Source organism: Bradyrhizobium sp. SZCCHNRI3043, assembly GCF_032377735.1.
Classification (GTDB): Bacteria; Pseudomonadota; Alphaproteobacteria; order Rhizobiales; family Xanthobacteraceae; genus Bradyrhizobium.
The window spans coordinates 905,115-924,493 of the sequence record NZ_JAUHID010000001.1 but is presented as its reverse complement, the minus strand read 5'-3'; the positions used below and the strand labels follow the sequence as shown (position 1 = coordinate 924,493).

19 protein-coding genes are annotated in these 19,379 nt (G+C 65.9%); 5 read left to right on the top strand and 14 right to left on the bottom strand.

The genetic code is table 11. The features are described 5' to 3' along the window. The 3 genes from QX124_RS04290 to QX124_RS04280 are packed head-to-tail and all read left to right on the top strand — an operon-like array spanning position 1 to position 2,332. A complete protein-coding gene (locus QX124_RS04290) occupies positions 1–804 on the top strand; it encodes an ABC transporter ATP-binding protein (protein ID WP_315796430.1) in 804 nt (267 codons plus the stop codon). After that, positions 801–1,568 carry an ABC transporter permease gene (locus QX124_RS04285; RefSeq protein WP_315768914.1) on the top strand — a complete coding sequence of 256 codons (768 nt, stop codon included), beginning with the start codon at positions 801–803 and terminating at the stop codon, positions 1,566–1,568. Before QX124_RS04290 ends, QX124_RS04285 begins: the two co-directional genes overlap by 4 nt. After that, the gene (locus QX124_RS04280; RefSeq protein WP_315713245.1) at positions 1,565–2,332 is read left to right on the top strand and encodes an ABC transporter permease; all 768 of its coding nucleotides are present in this window, start codon (positions 1,565–1,567) and stop codon (positions 2,330–2,332) included. Before QX124_RS04285 ends, QX124_RS04280 begins: the two co-directional genes overlap by 4 nt. Positions 2,333–2,583: 251 nt before the next feature. Here the strand turns inward: QX124_RS04280 and QX124_RS04275 are convergent, their stop codons facing one another. After that, positions 2,584–2,856: a hypothetical protein gene (locus tag QX124_RS04275; RefSeq protein ID WP_315796619.1), complete on the bottom strand. Its 273-nt coding sequence runs from the start codon at positions 2,854–2,856 to the stop codon at positions 2,584–2,586. Here QX124_RS04275 and QX124_RS04270 point away from each other — a divergent pair. After that, complete coding sequence (locus QX124_RS04270; protein WP_315796630.1) at positions 2,819–3,172, top strand: hypothetical protein; 354 nt, start codon at positions 2,819–2,821, stop codon at positions 3,170–3,172. The two genes, QX124_RS04275 and QX124_RS04270, sit on opposite strands and share 38 nt — an antisense overlap. A gap of 154 nt (positions 3,173–3,326) precedes the next feature. Here the strand turns inward: QX124_RS04270 and QX124_RS04265 are convergent, their stop codons facing one another. The 10 genes from QX124_RS04265 to QX124_RS04220 form a co-directional block, all read right to left on the bottom strand. After that, positions 3,327–4,718 (bottom strand): M20/M25/M40 family metallo-hydrolase, encoded by a 1,392-nt coding sequence (locus QX124_RS04265; RefSeq protein ID WP_315796429.1) that lies wholly within the window; start codon positions 4,716–4,718, stop codon positions 3,327–3,329. Positions 4,719–4,848: 130 nt separating this feature from the next. Further along, positions 4,849–5,196 carry a RidA family protein gene (locus QX124_RS04260; RefSeq protein WP_315737085.1) on the bottom strand — a complete coding sequence of 116 codons (348 nt, stop codon included), beginning with the start codon at positions 5,194–5,196 and terminating at the stop codon, positions 4,849–4,851. Between the two features lie 7 nt (positions 5,197–5,203). Beyond that, positions 5,204–6,337, bottom strand: coding sequence for an FAD-dependent oxidoreductase (locus QX124_RS04255; protein WP_315796427.1), 1,134 nt, complete (start codon positions 6,335–6,337; stop codon positions 5,204–5,206). After that, complete coding sequence (locus QX124_RS04250; RefSeq protein ID WP_315796426.1) at positions 6,334–7,740, bottom strand: NAD(P)/FAD-dependent oxidoreductase; 1,407 nt, start codon at positions 7,738–7,740, stop codon at positions 6,334–6,336. Before QX124_RS04250 ends, QX124_RS04255 begins: the two co-directional genes overlap by 4 nt. Beyond that, positions 7,737–8,033 (bottom strand): (2Fe-2S)-binding protein, encoded by a 297-nt coding sequence (locus tag QX124_RS04245; RefSeq protein ID WP_315796424.1) that lies wholly within the window; start codon positions 8,031–8,033, stop codon positions 7,737–7,739. Before QX124_RS04245 ends, QX124_RS04250 begins: the two co-directional genes overlap by 4 nt. Positions 8,034–8,067: 34 nt before the next feature. Further along, on the bottom strand, positions 8,068–9,204 hold the full coding sequence (locus tag QX124_RS04240; RefSeq protein WP_315796423.1) for an FAD-dependent oxidoreductase: 1,137 nt from the start codon (positions 9,202–9,204) through the stop codon (positions 8,068–8,070). Between the two features lie 11 nt (positions 9,205–9,215). Next, positions 9,216–10,025 (bottom strand): ABC transporter permease, encoded by an 810-nt coding sequence (locus QX124_RS04235; protein ID WP_315796422.1) that lies wholly within the window; start codon positions 10,023–10,025, stop codon positions 9,216–9,218. Beyond that, the gene (locus QX124_RS04230; protein ID WP_315736974.1) at positions 10,022–10,903 is read right to left on the bottom strand and encodes an ABC transporter permease; all 882 of its coding nucleotides are present in this window, start codon (positions 10,901–10,903) and stop codon (positions 10,022–10,024) included. The genes QX124_RS04235 and QX124_RS04230 overlap by 4 nt, the downstream gene beginning before the upstream one ends. Then, complete coding sequence (locus QX124_RS04225) at positions 10,900–11,943, bottom strand: ABC transporter ATP-binding protein (RefSeq protein WP_315736973.1); 1,044 nt, start codon at positions 11,941–11,943, stop codon at positions 10,900–10,902. The genes QX124_RS04230 and QX124_RS04225 overlap by 4 nt, the downstream gene beginning before the upstream one ends. Before the next feature lie 194 nt (positions 11,944–12,137). Continuing rightward, positions 12,138–13,169 (bottom strand): ABC transporter substrate-binding protein, encoded by a 1,032-nt coding sequence (locus tag QX124_RS04220; protein WP_315771625.1) that lies wholly within the window; start codon positions 13,167–13,169, stop codon positions 12,138–12,140. A gap of 220 nt (positions 13,170–13,389) precedes the next feature. On the opposite strand from QX124_RS04220, the gene QX124_RS04215 reads away from it, so the two are divergent. Continuing rightward, on the top strand, positions 13,390–14,355 hold the full coding sequence (locus tag QX124_RS04215; RefSeq protein WP_315796419.1) for a LysR substrate-binding domain-containing protein: 966 nt from the start codon (positions 13,390–13,392) through the stop codon (positions 14,353–14,355). A gap of 48 nt (positions 14,356–14,403) precedes the next feature. On the opposite strand, the gene QX124_RS04210 is transcribed toward QX124_RS04215, so the two are convergent. The 3 genes from QX124_RS04210 to QX124_RS04200 form a co-directional block, all read right to left on the bottom strand. Beyond that, positions 14,404–16,026, bottom strand: coding sequence for a PEP/pyruvate-binding domain-containing protein (locus tag QX124_RS04210; RefSeq protein WP_315796417.1), 1,623 nt, complete (start codon positions 16,024–16,026; stop codon positions 14,404–14,406). Positions 16,027–16,037: 11 nt separating this feature from the next. Then, a complete protein-coding gene (locus QX124_RS04205) occupies positions 16,038–17,963 on the bottom strand; it encodes a hypothetical protein (RefSeq protein ID WP_315796415.1) in 1,926 nt (641 codons plus the stop codon). A 273-nt stretch (positions 17,964–18,236) separates the two neighbouring features. Further along, the gene (locus QX124_RS04200) at positions 18,237–19,274 is read right to left on the bottom strand and encodes a zinc-dependent alcohol dehydrogenase family protein (RefSeq protein ID WP_315796618.1); all 1,038 of its coding nucleotides are present in this window, start codon (positions 19,272–19,274) and stop codon (positions 18,237–18,239) included. Positions 19,275–19,379 lie beyond the last annotated feature (105 nt).

The window sequence follows — 19,379 nt, the reverse complement described above, 5'->3', positions numbered from 1 at the left end:
ATGGCAGAGCCTGCCCTCGCATTGGTGCAATCATCTCCCTCGCCTGCGCGCGCGCAGATCGCCTTCGACGATGTCGCGCTGGTGCTCGGCGGCAAGACGATCATCGACACGATCAGCCTGGAGGTCGCAGCTGGCGAGATCCTGTGCGTGGTCGGCGCCTCCGGCTGCGGCAAGACCACGGCGCTGCGGCTCGCCGCCGGCCTCTATCAGCCGAGCGGCGGCACGGTGCGTTTCGAGGGCGAGGCGATGCGCGCGCCGCGGCGTGAGATCGCGGTCGTGTTCCAGGACTATGGCAAGGCGCTGCTGCCGTGGCGCACCGCCGCCGGCAACATCTCGCTGGCCTTGGAGACGATCGGAATGCCCTCCGCACAGCGCGAGGCGCGCATCGCCGAGTTGCTCGCCAAGGTCGAGCTCGCCGGCCATGCGGCCAAATATCCGACGGAGATGTCGGGCGGCATGCAGCAGCGGCTGCAGATCGCGCGCTGTCTCGCGCAGGATCCGAAGGCGCTGCTGATGGATGAGCCGTTCGGCGCGCTGGACGCGATGACGCGCCAGGGACTGCAGGACGAGATGCTGGCGCTGGTGGCGGCGACCGGCGCCACCGTCGTGTTCGTCACGCATGATCTCGAGGAGGCCATCTATCTCGGCGACCGCGTGGTCGGCCTGCTGCCGCATCCCGGCCGCGTCGGCTTGGAATTGAAGATCGACCTGCCGCGGCCGCGCGACCAGTTGGCGACGCGCGAGCATCCGGAGTTCCTGCGGCTGCGGCGCGAGTTGTTCGACTTCATCAAGGCGAGCGAATGACGATGCCGGATCGCATCAAGCCCGTCCTGCTGCCGTTCGCGGCGCTGCTCGTGTTCGAAGCCTGGATGCGGCTCGCCGGCGTGCAGAGCGACTCGCTGGCGCCGCCGAGCGCGATCGCGCTCGCCTTGCTGGGCGCGCTGACCGACGGCTCGCTGCTGGCGGCGACGCGCGACACGCTCGCCTCGGTGTTCGCCGGCCTCGCGCTCGGCGGCACCATCGGCCTCGTGCTGGGCATCGCGCTCGGCCTGTCGCCTATCTTCAACCGGCTGATGGAGGTCACGATCGAGGCGATCAGGCCCATTCCTTCAGTGGCGCTGCTGCCGATCGCCCTGATCGCGCTCGGCTTCGGCTACCGCATGGAGATCGCGATCGTCGCCTTTGCCTGCGTCTGGCCGGTGCTGATCGTGACGCGTGCCGCGGTGGGCGGCATCGAGCCGCGGCTGATCGAGGTGGCGCGCGTGCTGCGGCTGACGCAGCGCGATCGCATCAGGAAGATCGTCATCCCCGCCACCCTGCCCCGCATCTTCCTGGCGTTCCGGCTCGCCGCCGGCATCGCGCTGATCGTCGCGGTCACGGTGGAGATCGCGATCAACCCGCTCGGCCTCGGCGCCGGCATCATGACCGCGCAGCAGGCGTTGCGGCCCGATCTGATGCTGGCCTATCTGGTATGGATCGGCGTGACCGGGTTTGCGCTCAATACCGCGCTGATCGCTGCACAACAGAGCTTGTTCGGGCGCGCGGCCGCGATGGGAGACCCCGCATGAAGTGGTCGGTCGCCGCCTGGCGCCTCGCCAGCTTCGCCGTCGCCGCCGGCATCATCGTGCTGTGGCAGTTCGCCGCCGATCAGCGGCTGATATCACCGGTGTTTCTTCCCAGCCCCGACCGCGCCTGGGCGGCGCTGCTGCGCGGCTTCACCAGCGGCGATCTCCTGACCAAGCTCACGGGCACCCTCACGCATATGGCCTATGGCTGGCTGCTCGCCTCCGCCGCCGGCATCGCGCTCGGCGCCATGATCGGCTCCTCGAAGGCGATGCGCATCTACGTCGCACCGACCCTGGAGCTGCTGCGGCCGCTGCCGGTCTCAGCGATCATTCCTGTCGCCATCGCCGTTCTTGGACTGAGCCAGGGCATGGCGCTGTTCGTGATCGCGTTCGGCTCGCTGTGGCCGCTGCTGCTCGGGACGATCCACGGCTTCGCCGCGGTCGAGCCGCGACTCTATGAAGTGGCGCGGGTGCTGCACATGTCGCGGCTCGCCGTGATCTTCAAGATCGCGCTGCCATCGGCGGCACCCGACATCCTCGCCGGCATGCGGCTGAGCCTCACGGTCGCGCTGATCCTCGCCGTCGTCTGCGAGATGCTCGCCGGCCTCGACGGCCTCGGCCAATGGGTGCTGCTGTCGGCGCGCTCGTTCCGCTCGGCGGATCTGTTTGCCGGCGTGATGCTGCTCGGAATCATCGGCTACACGACCGCGCTCGCGATGGCCGCGGCCGAGAGCCGGCTGCTGCGCTGGCAGCACGCGCGGCGGTGAGGCTCAGGTCGCGCGCGATCGCGGTGAAATATTGCCGGAGGCCGCTCAAGCCGGCTTCCAGGAGCGCGACTGGACCGACCGCCCATGGCTCCGATTGCGGAGCCAGCACCTGACCCGCCCCCTGAAAGAAAGAGGCCGCCGACACACAAGGTGCAGGCGGCCCAAGTCCAGGGAGGAAACGCCCCAAGAAGGGCTAGGTTTTACTTACTAGATCAGGAGATTCGTGGGTATCCGGATGATACCGGAGGTTGTCATCGCGCTGACGGTTCCCTATCCTGACCGAGATACCGCCAGGTCACGCCGTCTGACGCTCCTCGTGGCGAACGAATTCCAGCGTGACCTTCTCGACATCGGAGTCGACCCACTCTGCTCTCCGTTCCTCCTCCTGCAGCGACTGTTCGAGCGGCGCGCGGGCGTCCTCGACGCCGGCGGCACAGCGAGAGCAGCGACGTGTAGGCGGCGATCTCAAATTTCTCGAATGCGTTGTTGGCGAAGGTGTTCTTCAGGAACTCGTCGCCGGACATCGCATGTCCGATGGCCGCCGAGAACGAATCCTTCTCAGCGCCACATGGTCGGTGTGACAAGATGCGCGCCATCGGACCGTTTCCGACCGAGAGCGCCAAGGCTTTGTGCAGCCTGATCGACATTGGGCGCGGGATCGATTGCGGGCGCGTGGTCGAGTTGGATCACGGGAACCGCGGCGGAATGTTCCGGAGCGCTGCGCTGATCGCGCGCGCAAGGAGAAGCGGAACTTACCGAATCACTCGGCTGGTCAACGGGGTCGTGCATGTGGCAGCTCCGAGCCCTGAAGCGGCGTTTACTAATCTCTTCCGAGACTAGGCGATATCAACTGCGTTAATCCATGCGCGATCTCGCCGCGTGCGGCCGATTCGCCCGCAACGCGACGAACCAGCGTGTGCTTGCCATCCGTTCATGGCTGCTCGATGACGCCTCCCGCACTGCACGCGAGATCGTGATGGGCGTTGCACCGGCATCAGCGCTCGCGCGCGCCGACGCGGTCGAGCAGTGCCGCACCGGTGCGAATGCCATTGTAGAAGCAGTCGATCGTCATGTTCTCGTTCGGCGCGTGATTGGCCTCGTCGGCATTCGCATAGGGAACGACGAAGGCCGGGACGCCGAGGATCTTGGTGAAGACGTAGTCCGGCAGACTGCCGCCAGTGCACGGAAATTCGAGGGGCGTGACGCCCTGTGCCAATCGAATCGCGTCGCGGATGATTGCGCCATAGGGCGAATCGAGCGGCACGCGCGAGGGCAGCATGCCGCCGCGGGGGATGAACTCGACCTCGGGCGCGTGCTTCCTGACATGGGCCTCGACCTTGGCCAGCACGTCGCCCGGCGTCATCGCTTCGACCAGGCGGATGTCGCATTTCACGACCGCCTCGCACGGCAGGACGGTCTTGCTGCCGGGGCCGCCATAGCCGCCGTGAAAGCCATTGATGGTGAGCGTCGGGTGGAACATCAGCCGCTCGTAGTAGCCGTGTTCTGCCGGCGCATCGAGGCGGCTGAGACCGAGGCTTGCCTTGGCGGCATCGAGATCGAGCGGCAAACGCTTCACCGCAGCGACGTCAAGCGCACTTGGCGGCACGATCGCGTCGTGGAGACCGTCGATGGTGATCTCGCCGGCGGCATTCTTCATCGTCGCAAGCAGATGCACCAGGGTCCAGATCGGATTCGGCACGATGCCGCCGAGATTGCCGGAATGAACGTCGCGGATGGCGTGCTTGGCGCGCAGCTCGAACGAGCACATGCCACGGACGCCATAGGTCATGGTCGGCCGTCCCGACGCATGCATCGGGCCGTCGGCGGTGACCACGAAATCGGCCTTCAACTTCTCGCGATGCGTGGCGACAAACTCGGCAATGCGTGGGCTGCCGATTTCCTCCTCGCCTTCGAGCAGGAAGACGACGTTGCACGGCAGCTCGCCGTGAACCTTGAGATGCGATTCGATCGCCATGAGCTGCGCGAAATGCTGCCCTTTGTTGTCGCCGATGCCGCGCGCATAGATGCGGCCGTCGCGGATGGTCGGCTCGAATGGCGGACTCAGCCACAACTCGAGCGGATCTGGCGGCTGCACGTCGTAGTGACCATAGAGCAGCACGGTCGGCACGCCAGGCTTCTTATTCCAGCGTCCCAGCACCATCGGATGACCCGCGGTCGGCACCGCCTCGGCCTCGAGGCCGATCTCCCGCAGCATCCTCACCAGCAGCGCAGCCACCTCGGCAATGCCGACATTGTGCGCGCTGATCGAGGGATGGCGCACATAGTCCATCACGCGGGTGAGAAAATGCTCCCTCTCGGCGTCGATGTGCCGGAACACGGCAGCGAGACCGGCGGAAGGAGATGGAACGGTGCGGGCATCGCTCATGAGGTCGTCTTTCGTCGCGTGACGTTGCAGTCACACCATGTTCGATCGAAATCCCCTCAAAAGCAAATGACGCGCGGAGCGAGTCCGCGCGTCACCCTCGATCACATTTGTCCGAGCCGAGGCGTTGTGCTCAGCCCTTCAAGGCGGTGATGACGATCTCGATCAGCGCGCCGCCGCCGAGATCGGAGACGCCGACCGTGGCGCGAACCGGCAGATCGTCGCCGAAAAACTCGGTCCAGGCCGCATCCATCTCCTTCTTCTTCGACAGGTCGGTGACGAAGATCTGGCCGGAGACGACGCGCGACTTGTCGGTGCCGGCCTCTTTCAGGAAGCCGTCGATCTTGCCGAGAATATTACGGGTCTGCTCGCCCATCGACACCGAGGTGTCGTCGGCGATGGTGCCGCCGATGAAGACGAAGCCGTTGGCCTCGACGATGCGGTGATGAATGGCGGAGCGGATCTTGCGGGTGATCGTCATCATGTCCTCATGTCGTTGACGAAGGGGTGGAAGTCTGAAAGCGCGCAATGCCGAGATCGCCGATGCGCGTCTGGGTGCCGCCGTGCACGATGAGCTCGGCCATCACCGCGCCGGCGCCGGGGCCGAGCTGGAAGCCGTGCGCGGAGAAGCCGAACTGGTGATACAGCCCCTCGTGCCGCGCACTCGGTCCAAACACCGGAATGTCGTCGCGCATGCGCGCCTCGATGCCGGCCCAGGCACGCACGATGGTCGCGCTGCGCATCACCTCGAACAGCTCCGCGACGGTGCGCGCGCTCTCCGATAGCTTGCGCCAGTCGAGCACGGTCTCGTTGCGATCCTGATAGGGGATGGCGAGGTGCCCGCCGCCGATCAGCACCGTGCCGTTCGGGAACTGCTTGAATGACAGTTTGCGGCCGCGCAGGATGACGACGGGATCGATGAAGTGCGCGACGGGAGACGTGATCATCAGCATCGGCGCGATGGTCTCGACCGGGACCGGCTCGCCGAACTGTTCTGCAACGCGGCCTGCCCAGGCGCCGGCGGCATTGACCAGCACCGGCGCGGCAAAGCTCTCAGGGCCGACGTCGACATGCCAGAGCTTGCCGTCCTTGCGGATGTTCGTCGCGGCCACGCCCTCGCGAATGAGGGCACCGAGCTGCTCAGCCTTGCGGCGGAACGCGGTGGTGGTTCGCGCGGGCTGCGCGGCGCCGTCGCGCCGCGACACCACACCGCCCGGACAGCTCTCCGCCACCGCCGGCACGAGGCGGCGCAATTCCGTGCCGTCGATCAGCTCCTCATGGGTGAAGCCGCGCGCATTGAGATCGGCGACGCGGGCACGGCAGGCGTCGAGCTCAGCGTCGTTCTCGGCGACCAGCACCTGGCCGAAGCTTTCGAAGCCGCAATCATCGTCGACCAGGTCGCTGATGTTCTCCCAGATGCCCATCGAGCGGATCGACAGCGGAATCTCCGCGACGTCGCGCGCGAGCTGGCGCACGCCGCCGGCGTTGACACCGGAGGCGTGGCGGCCGGCATAGTCCTTCTCGATCAGCACCGGCTTCAACCCGGCCAGGCATAGATGCAGCGCGGTCGAGCAGCCGTGGATGCCGCCACCCACGATGATGGCATCCTTCTTCACCGTCATCCGCGCACCACGGCCTTGGTGGCCTCTTCGGTCTTCGGCAGGCCTGCGAGCTCGGACAGCATGATCGGCTTCACCGGCGCGCGCAGCCGGTAGTAGCCGATCTCCTGCGGGCTCTTGCCGCGCGCCTGCGCCATCAGCTCGGTGACGGTGAGGCCACACAGCCTGCCCTGGCACGGCCCCATGCCGGTGCGGCGATAGGCCTTGAGCTGGTTCGGTCCGGTGGCCCCGATCGCGGCGGCGTCGAGCACGTCCTTGGCGGTGATCTCCTCACAGCGGCACACGATGGTGTCGCCTTGCGGGATACGGAACTGTTCTGCCGGCTGGAATAGAACGTCGAGGAAGACACGGCCACGCTCGGCGCGTTTCAACTGCGCTGAATAGTCCAAAACCTTTGCCTGGGGCCGAAGGGCCTTGATGGCGCTGGCTGCCGCGATGCGTCCGCGCCACAGCGCGGCCTGCGCACCGCCGATGCCGGCACCGTCGCCGGCAATCGCGATGCCCGGAATCGAGCTGTTGCCGCCGGCGTCCAGCACGGGCGTCCAGCACAGCTGCAGCTCATTCCAGCGATGCTCGACGCCGGCGGCCATCGCCAGATTGACGTTCGGCACCACGCCCTGATGCAAGAACAACAGCTCGGCCGGCAGCGTCTCGCGCTTGCCGCCCGCGGCGACATAGCTGACGGCGTCGAGCTTGCCGTTGCCGGTGGCAGCGAGCTCCGTCACGCCCGTGGTGACCGGCACCTTCGCGCGCACCTCGCGCATCATCGCCAGACCCTTGAGAAAATAGGACGAGGTCACGAAGGCGAAGGCGTGCGGCAGTGCTGTGATGTAGTTCGCGCGCGGCGTGGTGTCGAGCACGCGGTCGATGCGGCCGCCAAGCCGCAGGATCTGGGCGGCGAGCAGCCACAGCAGCGGTCCCTGCCCTGCGATCACCGTCGGACAATCCGGCACCAGCCCCGACGATTTCAGCATCGTCTGCGCCGCGCCCGCCGTCATCACGCCGGGCAGGGTCCAGCCGGGAATCGGGAACGGGCGCTCCTGCGCCCCGGTCGCGATGATGACCCGCCCGGCCTTGATGAAGGCCGAGCCGCCGCCGACGGAGACGCCGAGCTCGAGCTTGCGATCGAGGCTCCACACCGTGGCGCGATGGACGATCTCGGCCCCGCTGGTCTCGGCAGACTTTGCGATCTCGGCCCCGGACCAATAGTCGGTGCCGAGCAGCGCTTCACTCTTCACCGGCGTCGAATTGATCGCGCGCCAGACCTGCCCGCCGGGACCAGCATTCTCGTCCAGCAGCAAAGTCGACAGGCCGGCGCCGGCCGTCGCGGTCGCTGCGGCCAGCCCGGCCGGGCCAGCGCCGATCACCACGACGTCGTATTGATCATGCTTCGGCGCCGCGGTCATTTGCCGATCTCCCGCTTGCCCTTCTGGATTTCGATTTGCATGCCCTCGGCGACCGGGACCAGGCAGCCCTGCCGATTGCCGACGCCATCGATGGTGACCAGGCAATCGAAGCACACGCCCATCATGCAGTAAGGCAGCCGCTTGGCGCCGCTGACCGCGGTCGAGCGCCTGACGTCGAGACCCGACGCAAGCAGCGCCGCCGAGACCGTGTCGCCTTCGCGCGCGGTGACCGCCTGCCCCTCGACATGGATCGTCACCGATCGCCTCGCATCACCGTCAGCTCGTTTGAACATCATCGTCTCCGTGGCCGTCTCGGGCCGATCAATCTCAGTAGTAGCCACTGCCACCTGCTCCAGCATCGGCCGCGAAGCGCTTGGCCGTGAATGCGCCGACCAGCTCCGGCTCCAGCGCGCCGTCCTTGACCATGCGCGCGATGTCGAACGCGTGGTTCGCCGCGAGCGTCACGCCGGAATGGCAGCAGGCGACGAAGGCGCCTGGGTGGCTCTCCGACTGCTCGTAGATCGGGAAGCCGTCCTTCGGCATCACGCGGATGCCGGTCCAGCTCCTGACGACGTTGAGCCGCGCCAGATGCGGGAAGGTGCGCTGGGCGCGATCGGCCATGACCGCGTTGATCGGATGGTTCTGCACGCGATCGTCGAGCTCGTCCTCCTTGCTGTCGCCGATCATCACCGTGCCTTCGTCGGTCTGGCGGATCGTGGTCAGCGGATGCGGCAGGAACGGCATCGTGCGCTCGGTCACGACGATCTGGCCGCGCGTCGGGCCCATCGGCGCCGACAGTCCAACCATGGGGGCCAAGGCCTGGTTGGCATTCCCTGCCGCGAGCACCACCTTCGCTGCGCGTACCTCGCCCTGCGCCGTCGTCAGCCTGAACTCATCGCCCTCACGGGCAATCGCGCCGACCGCGCGTTCCGGCAGATAGTCGACGCCGAACTGCTTCATGCCGGCATGCAGGGCGCGGAAGGTGCGCAGCGAATTCACGTGGCCATCATAGGGACAGAAGCTTCCGCCGGAGACCTCCGGGCCGATCAGCGGCAGCATCTTCTTCACCTCTGCCGCCGGCAGCATCTCCATCTGGTAGTCGGCGGCGCCGACCTGATTGTGCATGCGCGCGACGAGTTGCGTGCGCTGCTCGTACTCGGCCTCGCCGAGGGTGAGATGAAAGCCGCCGTTCTGCTGCAGCACGACGTCGAGCCCGGTCTGAGCCTTCAGCTCCTCGGCAAGCTTCGGCCACGCCTTGGAGCCGCGCACCGTCCAGCCGGTATAGGCCGGCATGCCCAGGCCCTTGCTCTGCACCCACACCAGCGCGAAGTTGGCGCGCGAGGCGCGTTTGGCAATATCGCCCTCGTCGAGCACGGCGACGCGCTGGCCGAGCCGGCCGAGCCCCCAGGCAATCGCAGAGCCGAGCAGGCCGCCGCCGACGACGGCGACGTCATAGTCTCTCATCGTAGTGTCTCCTATCGTCCTGCGTCGCCGCCTTTGGCGGTGAGCACGCGGTCGAGCCCGTAGAAGCGGTCGAGCAGGATCAGGACGGTCATGGTGATGGCGATGACGCTGGCCGATACCGATGTCACCAGCGGATCGATGTTGTCCTGGATGTAGAGGAACATGCGCACCGGCAGGGTCTCGGTGCCGGGTGTCGCCAGGAACACGGTCATGGTCAAATCGTCGAACGACTGGATGAAGGCGAGCATCCAACCGCTCACGATGCCGGGCAGGATCGCGGGTAAGGTGACGCGGCGAAACATCGTCCAGCCGTCGGCGCCGAGCGAGATCGCGGCCATCTCGATCGAGCGGTCCATGCCGGTCGCGGCCGCAAGCGTCAGCCGCAGCGCGAACGGAAACACCACGACGACATGGGCGATCACCAGCGCCACGAACGTGCCGCCAATGCCGACCGACGTGAAGAAGCGCAGGAAGGCGATGCCGAGCACCACATGCGGGATCATCAAGGGCGACAGGAACAGCGCCGACAGCGCGTCACGGCCGTGGAAGCGATAGCGGCTGATCGCGAGCGCCGCCGGCACCGCGAACAATAGCGCCACGCACGACGACAGCGCGCCGAGCCACAGGCTTACGCCGAAGGCGTGGACGAATTCCGGATAGTCGGCGAGCGCCCTGAACCAGCGCAGCGAGAAGCTCGTGATCGGAATCGACAGAAAGCCTTCCGGCGTGAACGCGACCCAGCACACGACGAGTATCGGCGCCACCATGAAGACGACGAAGACGGCATGGAAGATCAGCGCCAGAGGACCGTTCCTGCTCATCGGAACATCTCCTGGTAGCGGCGCTCGATCAGCGCGTTGGAGCCGACCACGATCAGGACGAGCGCGATCAGCAGCAGCACGGCAACCGCGGCGCCGAGCGGCCAGTTCAACGTATTGAGGAATTCGTCATAGGCGAGCGTCGCGGCGACCTTGAGCCTGCGGCCGCCGATGATCGCCGGCGTCGCGAACGCGCTGGCGGACAGCGAGAATACGATGATGGCGCCCGACAGCACGCCCGGCATGATCTGCGGCAGCACGATGCGGCGGACCACCGTCAGCGAGCTTGCCCCCAGCGACAGCGCCGCATTCTCGACCTGCGGATCGAGCCGCTGCAGTGCGGTCCATACCGCGAGCACCATGAACGGCATCATCGCGTGCGCCAGCGCGATCACCATGCCGGTCTCGGTGAACATGAACCGAACCGGCGAATCGATCAGGCCTGATGTCATCAGGAGCTTGTTGGCGAGGCCGTTGTTGCCGCCGAACAGCAGCGCCCAGCCGAGCGTACGCGCGACGACCGAGATCAGCAGCGGCCCGATGATCACCAGCAGGAAGAGGCCCTTCCACGGCCCCTGCATGCGGTTGAGGATGTAGGCCTCGGGCACGCCGAACACCGCCGTTATCAAGGTCGCCAGCACCGCGACGCGGAAGGTGCGCCAGAACATCTCGGCGTAGTAGGGGTCGTCGAAGATCTCGATCCAGTTCTTCAGGATGAAGACCGGCTCGATGCCCTTGTACTGGCCCCAATCATGGAACGACAGCATCACCGTCATCGCCAACGGGATCACGACGACTCCCAGGAACAGCATCAAGGCCGGCAGCGCCAGTGAAAGGCCGGCGCGCGTCTCGGACGAGTTGGACGCGATGGTCGCGCTCATGCTGCAGCCTTCGCGGCGCGCAGGCTCATGTCCGAGACCTGCCAGACGAGATGCACCGCTGCGCCCTGCTCAGGCTGCGGCTGGCCGTCATTCTGCCGGATCACGATGGCGGGCCCGCATTCGGTGTCGCATTGGAACAGCCAGTGATTGCCCTGGAAGATGCGGCTCGTGATGCGCCCTGCAAGACCGGCGTCACCGAAGTTGATGCGCTCGGGCCGGACGCTGACGGCAACGGAGCCGGCCACGCCGGCCGGCGCCGGCGCGCTCCAAGATCCCGCGACCAGTCTGGCCTGCCCCCCGGTGCGGTCCACGGTCGCAGCAAACTCGTTGGTCTTGCCGAGAAATTGCGCGACGAAGGCGGAGGCCGGCTGCTCGTACACCTGCTGCGGCGTGCCGATCTGCTCGATCCTCCCCTTGCTCATCACGACGATGCGGTCGGATAGCGACATCGCCTCGATCTGATCATGGGTGACGAGGATGGTCGTGGTGCCGAGATTGCGCTGGATCTGGCGCAGCTCGATCTGCATGTCCTCGCGCAGGCGCGCATCGAGATTGGACAGGGGCTCATCGAGCAGCAGCACGCTCGGGCGGATCACCAGCGCGCGCGCCAGCGCGACGCGCTGCTGCTGGCCGCCGGACATGCGGCGCGGATGACGGTCCTCATAGCCGGCGAGGCCGACCAGCGCGAGCGCCGCGCGCACGCGCTCCTCACGATCCTTGCGCGCGACCTTGCGCATCTCCAGGCCGAAGGCGACGTTCTCGGCCGCCGTCATGTGCGGAAACAGCGCGTAGCTCTGGAACACGATGCCGAGCCCGCGCTTCGCCGGCGGCATCGCGACCAGATCCCTGCCCTCGAGCCGGATCGCGCCGTGCGACGGGTCGAGGAAGCCCGCGATCATCTGCAAGGTTGTCGTCTTGCCGCAGCCGGACGGCCCCAGGAACGAGATGAACTCGCCCTTGGCGACGCCGAGACTAAACTCCTCGACCGCCGTGTTGGGGCCGAAGGACTTGCCGACGCGATCAAGCTCGAGGAAGGACATGCTTTGGATCCAGATGGGCGAGGAATGCTGGCGCCGCGCGCACGGTGCACTCCCCTCCCCCTTGCGGGGAGGGGCCGGGGGTGGGAGGCGGCCCGAAGACCATTGGTGTGGTGCCTCCCTCCCCCGACCCTCCCCCACGAGGGGGGGAGGGAGAAGACCGCCGTCGACGAGAGAGGCTCGCAACAAACGACTGATTAGCGCTCGACCTCGCGATTCCAGCGCTTGGTCCATTCCTCGCGCTTCTCGTTGACCACGCTCCAGTCCGGCGCATAGACCTTGGCGGCGCGCTCGCCGATCGGCGCCATCGCGCCGACGCCCTCGGGGACCACGACGGACTTCACCACCGGGCCATAGCCATATTCCTTCAGCATCGTGAGCTGGATCTTCGGATCGAGCAGCAGCTTGATGAAGCTCGAGGCCAGCGGCGAGACCGACGGCTTGGCGATTGGACACGCCGTCGTCAGCAGGCTAACGGCCCCTTCCTTCGGATAGACGAAATCGACCGGGAAGCCGGTATTGGCGAAGCTCTGCACACGGCCGCTGCCCCACACGGCGATGACGGCCTGGCCCGATTGGAAGAGCTCGGTCATCTTGCCCGGCGACGGCTCGTAGGCCAGCACGTTCGGATTGATGTCGGTCTTGAAGATCTTGAAGCCGGCATCGACGTTGGCTTCGCTGCCGCCGTTCATCTTGGCCAGCATCAGCAGGACGTTGAGGCCGTAGGTGTTGTTGATCGGCGGGATGACGAGCAGCTGCTTGTATTTCGGATCCTTGAGATCATTCCACGACGTCGGCGCGGCCCAGCCTTTCTCGGCGAACACCTTTTTGTTGTACATCAGGCCGGTGGCGACGAGACCGATCGCGACCGCCTTGTCGTCCTTGAAGCGCGCGACATCGAGGAGATCGCCAGGCAGCCCGGTGACCTTGTCGCAGAAGCCGAGCTGGATCGCCTGGTACATCGGACCGTCGTCGACGATGGCGACGTCGATCTGCTGATTGCCCTTCTGCGCCTGCAGCTTGGCGAGTGTGTCGGTGGAGTTGCCGGCGACGTATTCGACCTTGACGCCGTTGGCCTGCTCGAACGGCGGGATCACTTCCTCGCGGATGGTCTTCTCGAACGAGCCACCATAGCCGGCGACATAGAGCGTCTTCTGCTGAGCCCAGACCTGGGAGGCTGAAGCCAGGACGGCGACGCTGACCGCCATCAGGAGTTTAGGGTGCTTCATCGGACCGATCTCCATCATCTTGGATATGAGACGGTATTAAATAACCGCCCCAGGGAGATCGGGCTTGGCCGATGCATCCGCAGTCCAGAAAACCCGGAGCTGACGAGCCTAAAAAACGAGCCACCCCTCACCCTGCCAAAAAAGATCGCAGCAGAGGCTTTGATCGTCCAATGAATAATGGCACCCTGTTCATACGCAAATGTTATGGACTGGAGGACTGATGGCGCGGATCAACTCGCGGCAGGTCGAAGCCTTCCGGGCGATGATGCTGAGCGGCAGTGTGACCGAAGCCGCCAAGCTGATGGCGGTGACGCAGCCGGCGGTCAGCCGGCTGCTGCGCGACCTTCAGGCGCTGCTCAAGATGGAGCTGTTCGAACGGCGCGGCACCGGGCTGGTGCCGACCGCCGCGGCAACGGCGCTCTACATGGAGGTGGAACGCTCCTTCGTCGGGCTCGATCGCATCACTGCAGCAGCCGAGGAAATTCGCGGCCGGCGCACCGGCACGTTGCGCATCGCCGCCCTGCCAGCTCTTGCCAATGGCTATCTGCCACGGCTGGCGGGCGGCTTCCTGCAGGAGCGGCCCAATCTCAATCTCGCATTTTTCGGCGTGATCTCGCCGATCGTGATCGACTGGGTGCTGAACGCGCAATGCGACGTCGGATTTGCCGAGGTGCCGATCGCCCATGCCGGCCTGCCGAGCATCAAGCTGCCGGCGCTGGCGCGCGTCGCCGTCCTCCCGGCAGGCCATCGGCTGTGTGCGAAGACAATCTTGGTGCCGCGCGACTTCGAGGGGGAGACCTTCATCTCGCTCTCGTCAGGCTCCACCAGCCGGCATCTGATCGATCAGATCTTCCATCGCGAGGATGTCAGGCGTGTGCTGCGGGTCGAGACGACGCTGTCGGAAATCATGTGCGGGATGGTGTCGTCGGGATTGGGCGTCTCGATTTGCGATCCGTTCACCGCGCGCGAATTCGACGGCCGCGGCGTGGTGATGCGGCCATTCACGCCGCGCATCGATTTCGAATTCGCCGCGGTGTTTCCGCCGCAGCGCAGCCCCTCGCCGGTGGCGCTGGACCTCGTCGAGTCGGTGCGACAGGCCCTGGAAGAGCTCAGCCGGGCATCAAGCGCTGGAGAAACCGGGGAAGGCTTGGTGGGGGCCCTGGTGGGCGCACCTACGACCTGCTGATTGAGCGGCGTATGATCCGGTCCTTCGCCTAGACCAGGGTTCAACTGGTCAGGCCGCGGGCGCTTCAGCGATTGCGCCCCCAGGGCCGGTATCGCGCGGAAAGCGCCATGTCGACAGCTCCGCAAGCTCAGCCTCGGGCCGTTGTGCGACGATTTCGCCGCGTCCCAGGTAGAGACGGCCCGTATTGCCGTCGACGGTGATCCAGTCGCCGGGGGACACGACCGCTGCGCCGATACGTGCCTGCTGCGCTTCACCATCGACCCGGATCGCGGCGCAACCGACCACGCAGGGCTTGCCCATCTGACGGGCGACAAGCGAGGCATGCGCGGTGCGGGCGCCAACGGCCGTGACGATCCCGGAGGCCGCGGCGAAGCCGGCGATGTCTGCGGTGCTGGTGTCGTGACGGATCAGGATGACCGGATCACCTGCCGCCGCGAGGCGTTCCGCGGACGCGCTGTCGAAGGCCGCCCGCCCCGTTGCGACACCGCCGGAAGCCGCAACTCCGACGGCTGCGGGCTGGCCGGCCGAAACGAGCGACGTCTCCGTGAGTGCCTCGACATCGATGCCTTCAAGTCTTCCCAGGGCCTCCTCCTGCGTGATCGATCCTTCGTGCACGAGGTCGACCGCGATGCGGAGCGCGGCGCGCGGGGTGCGCTTGGCTGCCCTTGTCTGCAGGATCCACAATCGGCCTTCCTCAATGGTGAATTCGATGTCCTGCACATCGCGAAATTCACTTTCCAGCCGCTTCAGAGTTGCACGCAGCCCCAGCGCCACATCCGGCAGCGCCCGTGACAGGGCCCTCTCGGTTTCCGGCGTCCTTCGGCCGGAGACGACGTCCTCGCCCTGCGAATCGAACATGACGTCGATGACCGGCTCGTCCGCTCCCGTCGAGGGATCGCGCGAGAATGCGACGCCCGCACCGGACGACATGCCGCCATTGCCGAACACCATGGCCTGCACCGTGACCGCCGTGCCCTCGAGATGCTCGAGGCCCTCGAGCCGGCGATAGGTCCGCGCCCGCTCACTGGTCCAGGATCGATAGACGGCCCGCGCCGAGCGTTCCAGCTGCACCGCGGCATCTTCGAGCCATCCGTCATCATCGGCCTCTTCCAGGAGCTTGTGTTCGTCGCAAACCAGCCGCTCGAGCGCCTCGCTGTCCAGCTCACGCTCGCTGCTGACGCCTTCAGCGGCAATCATCTGGCTCAATCGCTCGGCGAGCGGGCCGGGATCGATCCCGATGACCGTTTCGGCGTAGCTCTCGAGCAGGCGCCGCCGGCAGTCCCAGGCCAGCCGCGGCCGCCCCGTTGCGCGCACCAGACCGCGCACGGCGCGCGACGTGCAGCCGACATTGAGAACGGTATCCAGCATGCCCGGCATCGACCGCGCCGCACCGGACCTGACGGACACGAGCAGCGGATTGCGCGAGCAGCCGAACGACTTTCCGGTCGCCTGCTCGAGAAAGGCGATCCCTCCTTTCAGTCCGTCAACGAGCTGGCGCGTTGCCTGCCCCTTGCCGGCCACCACGTCGGCGCAGAGCTGCACCGGCAGCACGAATGCAGGCGGCACCGGCAGACCCAGCGCCGCCATCCGTGCGAGATTTGCCGCCTTCGCCCCGACCTCTTCGGCGCCAGGCAGCTCGCGCCGGCCATCCCCGATCCGCACCATCATCATCGCTTCGTTCCCTAGGCCGAGAGGTCACTCATCGTGTAGCGCCGCAGCAAATGGCCGAAGCTCGCCAGGCAGTCGGTCGCGCGCTCGATCGCCCGCGCGAGCTCCAGAGCGCCAAGAGAGGCTGCCAGATCGAGCCCGCCGGAGAACACGCTCGCAGTGATTTCCCGTTCTTTGGCATCCGCCTGGTGCTCGGCATCCATCAGCCGGGCAACCGCCGCCAACGCATCTTCCGAATCTGCCCGGCGGCCTTCCTGGACCTCGGCAGCGGCGGCGAGGCCCGACGCGGCGTGCTCGGTTGCCGACACCGCCACCAACGCGAGCGCCCCCAGTGCGGATCTGATCTCGGGCTTCAGCGCGCCCGGCGCCAGCGACGCAATGAACGCAGCCTGCTCCAACTCATCGATCGCCTGCTCGATCCGGTCGACCAGGTCGCCGATCACCGGCCGCGCAGCGAGCCGCGCGATTTCCGCACGCGCCTCGATGGCGATCCTGTCGGCCTTCCGCTCGATCCGGCCCGCCCGCTCCGCGAGCTGCCTGACCAACATCGGCTCCGGCTCGATCATCGACACGGCCTGTTGGACCAGCGCCGCCACATCGCGCGCCAGGCCGATCTGTCGGAGCACCATCGCGAGCAATCCGCTATCGACGCGATCGAGATGCCTGACCAACTCGGCGCTGATCCGGTCCCGCGCCAGCCGTGACGACTGCCCCTCGCGCAAAGCCTCGGTCGAGACCTGCAGGCACGTCTTGAGGAAACCGATCGCGGCCTCTCGCCCCAGCACCTGGTCGAGCCGCTCGCCGAAGCCGATGCGCGTCGGTGCCGCGCTGCGCACGGCTGCGCCGAGCAGCTCGCTGCCGCCAAGCTCCAGAAAGCCGCGGTGACCGACACGCTGCCGCGCCGCCCATTCCAGGATACGAACCGCATCGGTCTTGGCGACCCAGCTGCGCAGCAGTTTGCGCGCCTTGTTCCAGTCGATCAGGAACACCAGCGAAGATCCGATGGCGGCGAGCAATTCGTCGCGATCGTCGGGCGCTCCATACTCACAAGATCCGGTGACGAGATAGAACGTCCCGTCGTCCTCGAGCCCCGCGGCGGCATGCTTGTCCAGGCCGCTCCATTTCAGCGAACACTCGTCGAACAGCGATACGAAGAACTTCGCGCGCGCCAGATGAACGTCGGTATAGGTGATGGTCACGGCTCTCGCCGTGACCACGATGACGATCACATGCGCATCGGTGGTGCCGATGTCGTTCTGGATGACCAGCCGGTCGCCCACCCGGATTGCGGTCGTATCGAGCCCGGGATGATTGAACTTGAGCAGTCTCGTCTCGTTGAGCCCGCGCATGAAGCTCGCGATCGGTGCGCGATCGGCGTCCTGCACGCCGAAGACATGCGCGCCGGCGATGATCTCCTCCGAGTGGGTCGCGGCCAGACGGTTCAATGCCTTGTGCAGGTCCATCACCAGCCGATGCAGGCTGTCCGGTCCGTCATGCTCGACCCCGGTCAGCCGACCGACGCGGGCGATCTCGATCTCCGGCGTCGCTTCGAGGTGACCCGCGCTGCGGATCGAGGCCAGGCGTCTTTCGAACTGCTGGCCTTCCGACGGATTGCCTGCGGCGGCGGCACCGATCATCGCGAGAATATCGCCCTCGATGCCCCTCAGCAGAGGAGCGAGTCCCGGTGCCACCACCTTGTCATCGCCAGCAAGATGTGCGCCGCCGATCAGTGTGACGAGCGCCGCAGGCGCCAGCCCGGCAGCGCGGCTCTCCATCGCGAGATCAGGCACGTTCGCGCGCGGCTGTCTTGCATGTTGGACCGCGGCCTGCAGCGCGCTGAGGCGGAGCTTGATGCGATCGTTGGCGGCCAATCCCTCTGCCACGAGCTGCGGCAGCAGGATGTCGGGTTGTCCGAGCTCTCTGACAATTTCAGTTTTCATCGGCGCACGTCGCAGTTTGATAACGGCCTCGTAGCAGCCGGCGAACGGTGCAGTGTTGCGCTGGATCATTCATCGAAGTGTCACATTCGGCGATCAGCGCTGAAGCTCGGCAGTCCGCAGGTTACGCGCGTCTTTCCCAAAATGTCGCAGTCGTGCGATCGATGCCTTCGTCCAAGCCTGCGACGACAGAGCTGAACCTTTGTCTGGATCGAGAAAAAGGTTAGCCAGCGCCCCTTCAAAGGCCGACGTATCCCCCGGCCATGAGTCCGGGTACTAGAACTCGATCAGTACCTTCAGGGCGTGCGTACTGGCAGCTGCTCCGAAGGTCTCATAGGCGTCCAGGACCTTTTCGAACTTGAACCGATGGGTGATGAGCTTCTTCGCGTCGATCCTGCGAGATTGTACCGTTTTAAGCAGCATCGGCGTGGTGACAGTGTCGACGAGCCTTGTCGTGATCGCAATATTGCGGTCCCACAGTCGCTCCAGGTGCAAATCAACCTTGACGCCGTGAACACCGATATTGGCAATGACGCCGCCGGGCGCAACGATATCCTCGCAGACGATGAAGCTCGCCGGCACACCGACCGCTTCCATGGCGGTGTCGACGCCGCGACCGCCCGTCATCTCCATGATCTTTTCAACAGCCTTGCCATCCTTGTTGTTGATGACAGTTGTGGCGCCGAAGCGGGACGACATCTCCAGGCGATTGTCGTCGAGGTCGATCATGATGATTTCGGCCGGGGAGTAGAATTGGGCCGTCAGCAGGGCTGCCAAGCCGATCGGACCGGCGCCGACGATCGCCACCGTCGAGCCGGGCTGGACCTTACCGTTGAGCACGCCGCACTCGAAGCCGGTCGGAAGAATGTCGCTCAGCATCACCAACGCGTCTTCTTCGGTTCCGGCCGGCACATGATAAAGGCTGGTGTCAGCAAACGGAGTACGCACGTATTCCGCCTGCGTTCCGTCGATTCGGTTGCCAAGGATCCAGCCGCCGTTCACACAATGGGAATACATTCCGCGCCGGCAATAGTCGCAGGTCCCGCAGGAGGAAATGCAGGAGATGATGACGTGATCGCCCGGCCTGAAGGCGGTAACGGCGCCGCCGATCTTGTCGACGATGCCGACGCCCTCATGGCCAAGAATTCGGCCGGGTACGCAGGTCGGAACGTCGCCTTTCAATATGTGGAGGTCAGTCCCGCAGATTGTCGTCTTCACAAGCTTGACGATGGCGTCGGTCGGAGCCGAAATCTCGGGTTTCGGCCTTTCCTCAACGACCTTCTTTCCCGGACCATTATAGACGAGCGCCTTCATGACCATCTCCTCTGCGTCGCGGACGAAAAATTCGCAGAGGAAGCTAAATGGGCGACGATGCGCGAGCTTGATGTTGGTCAAACCTCTCCATCCGGCTGCATCACG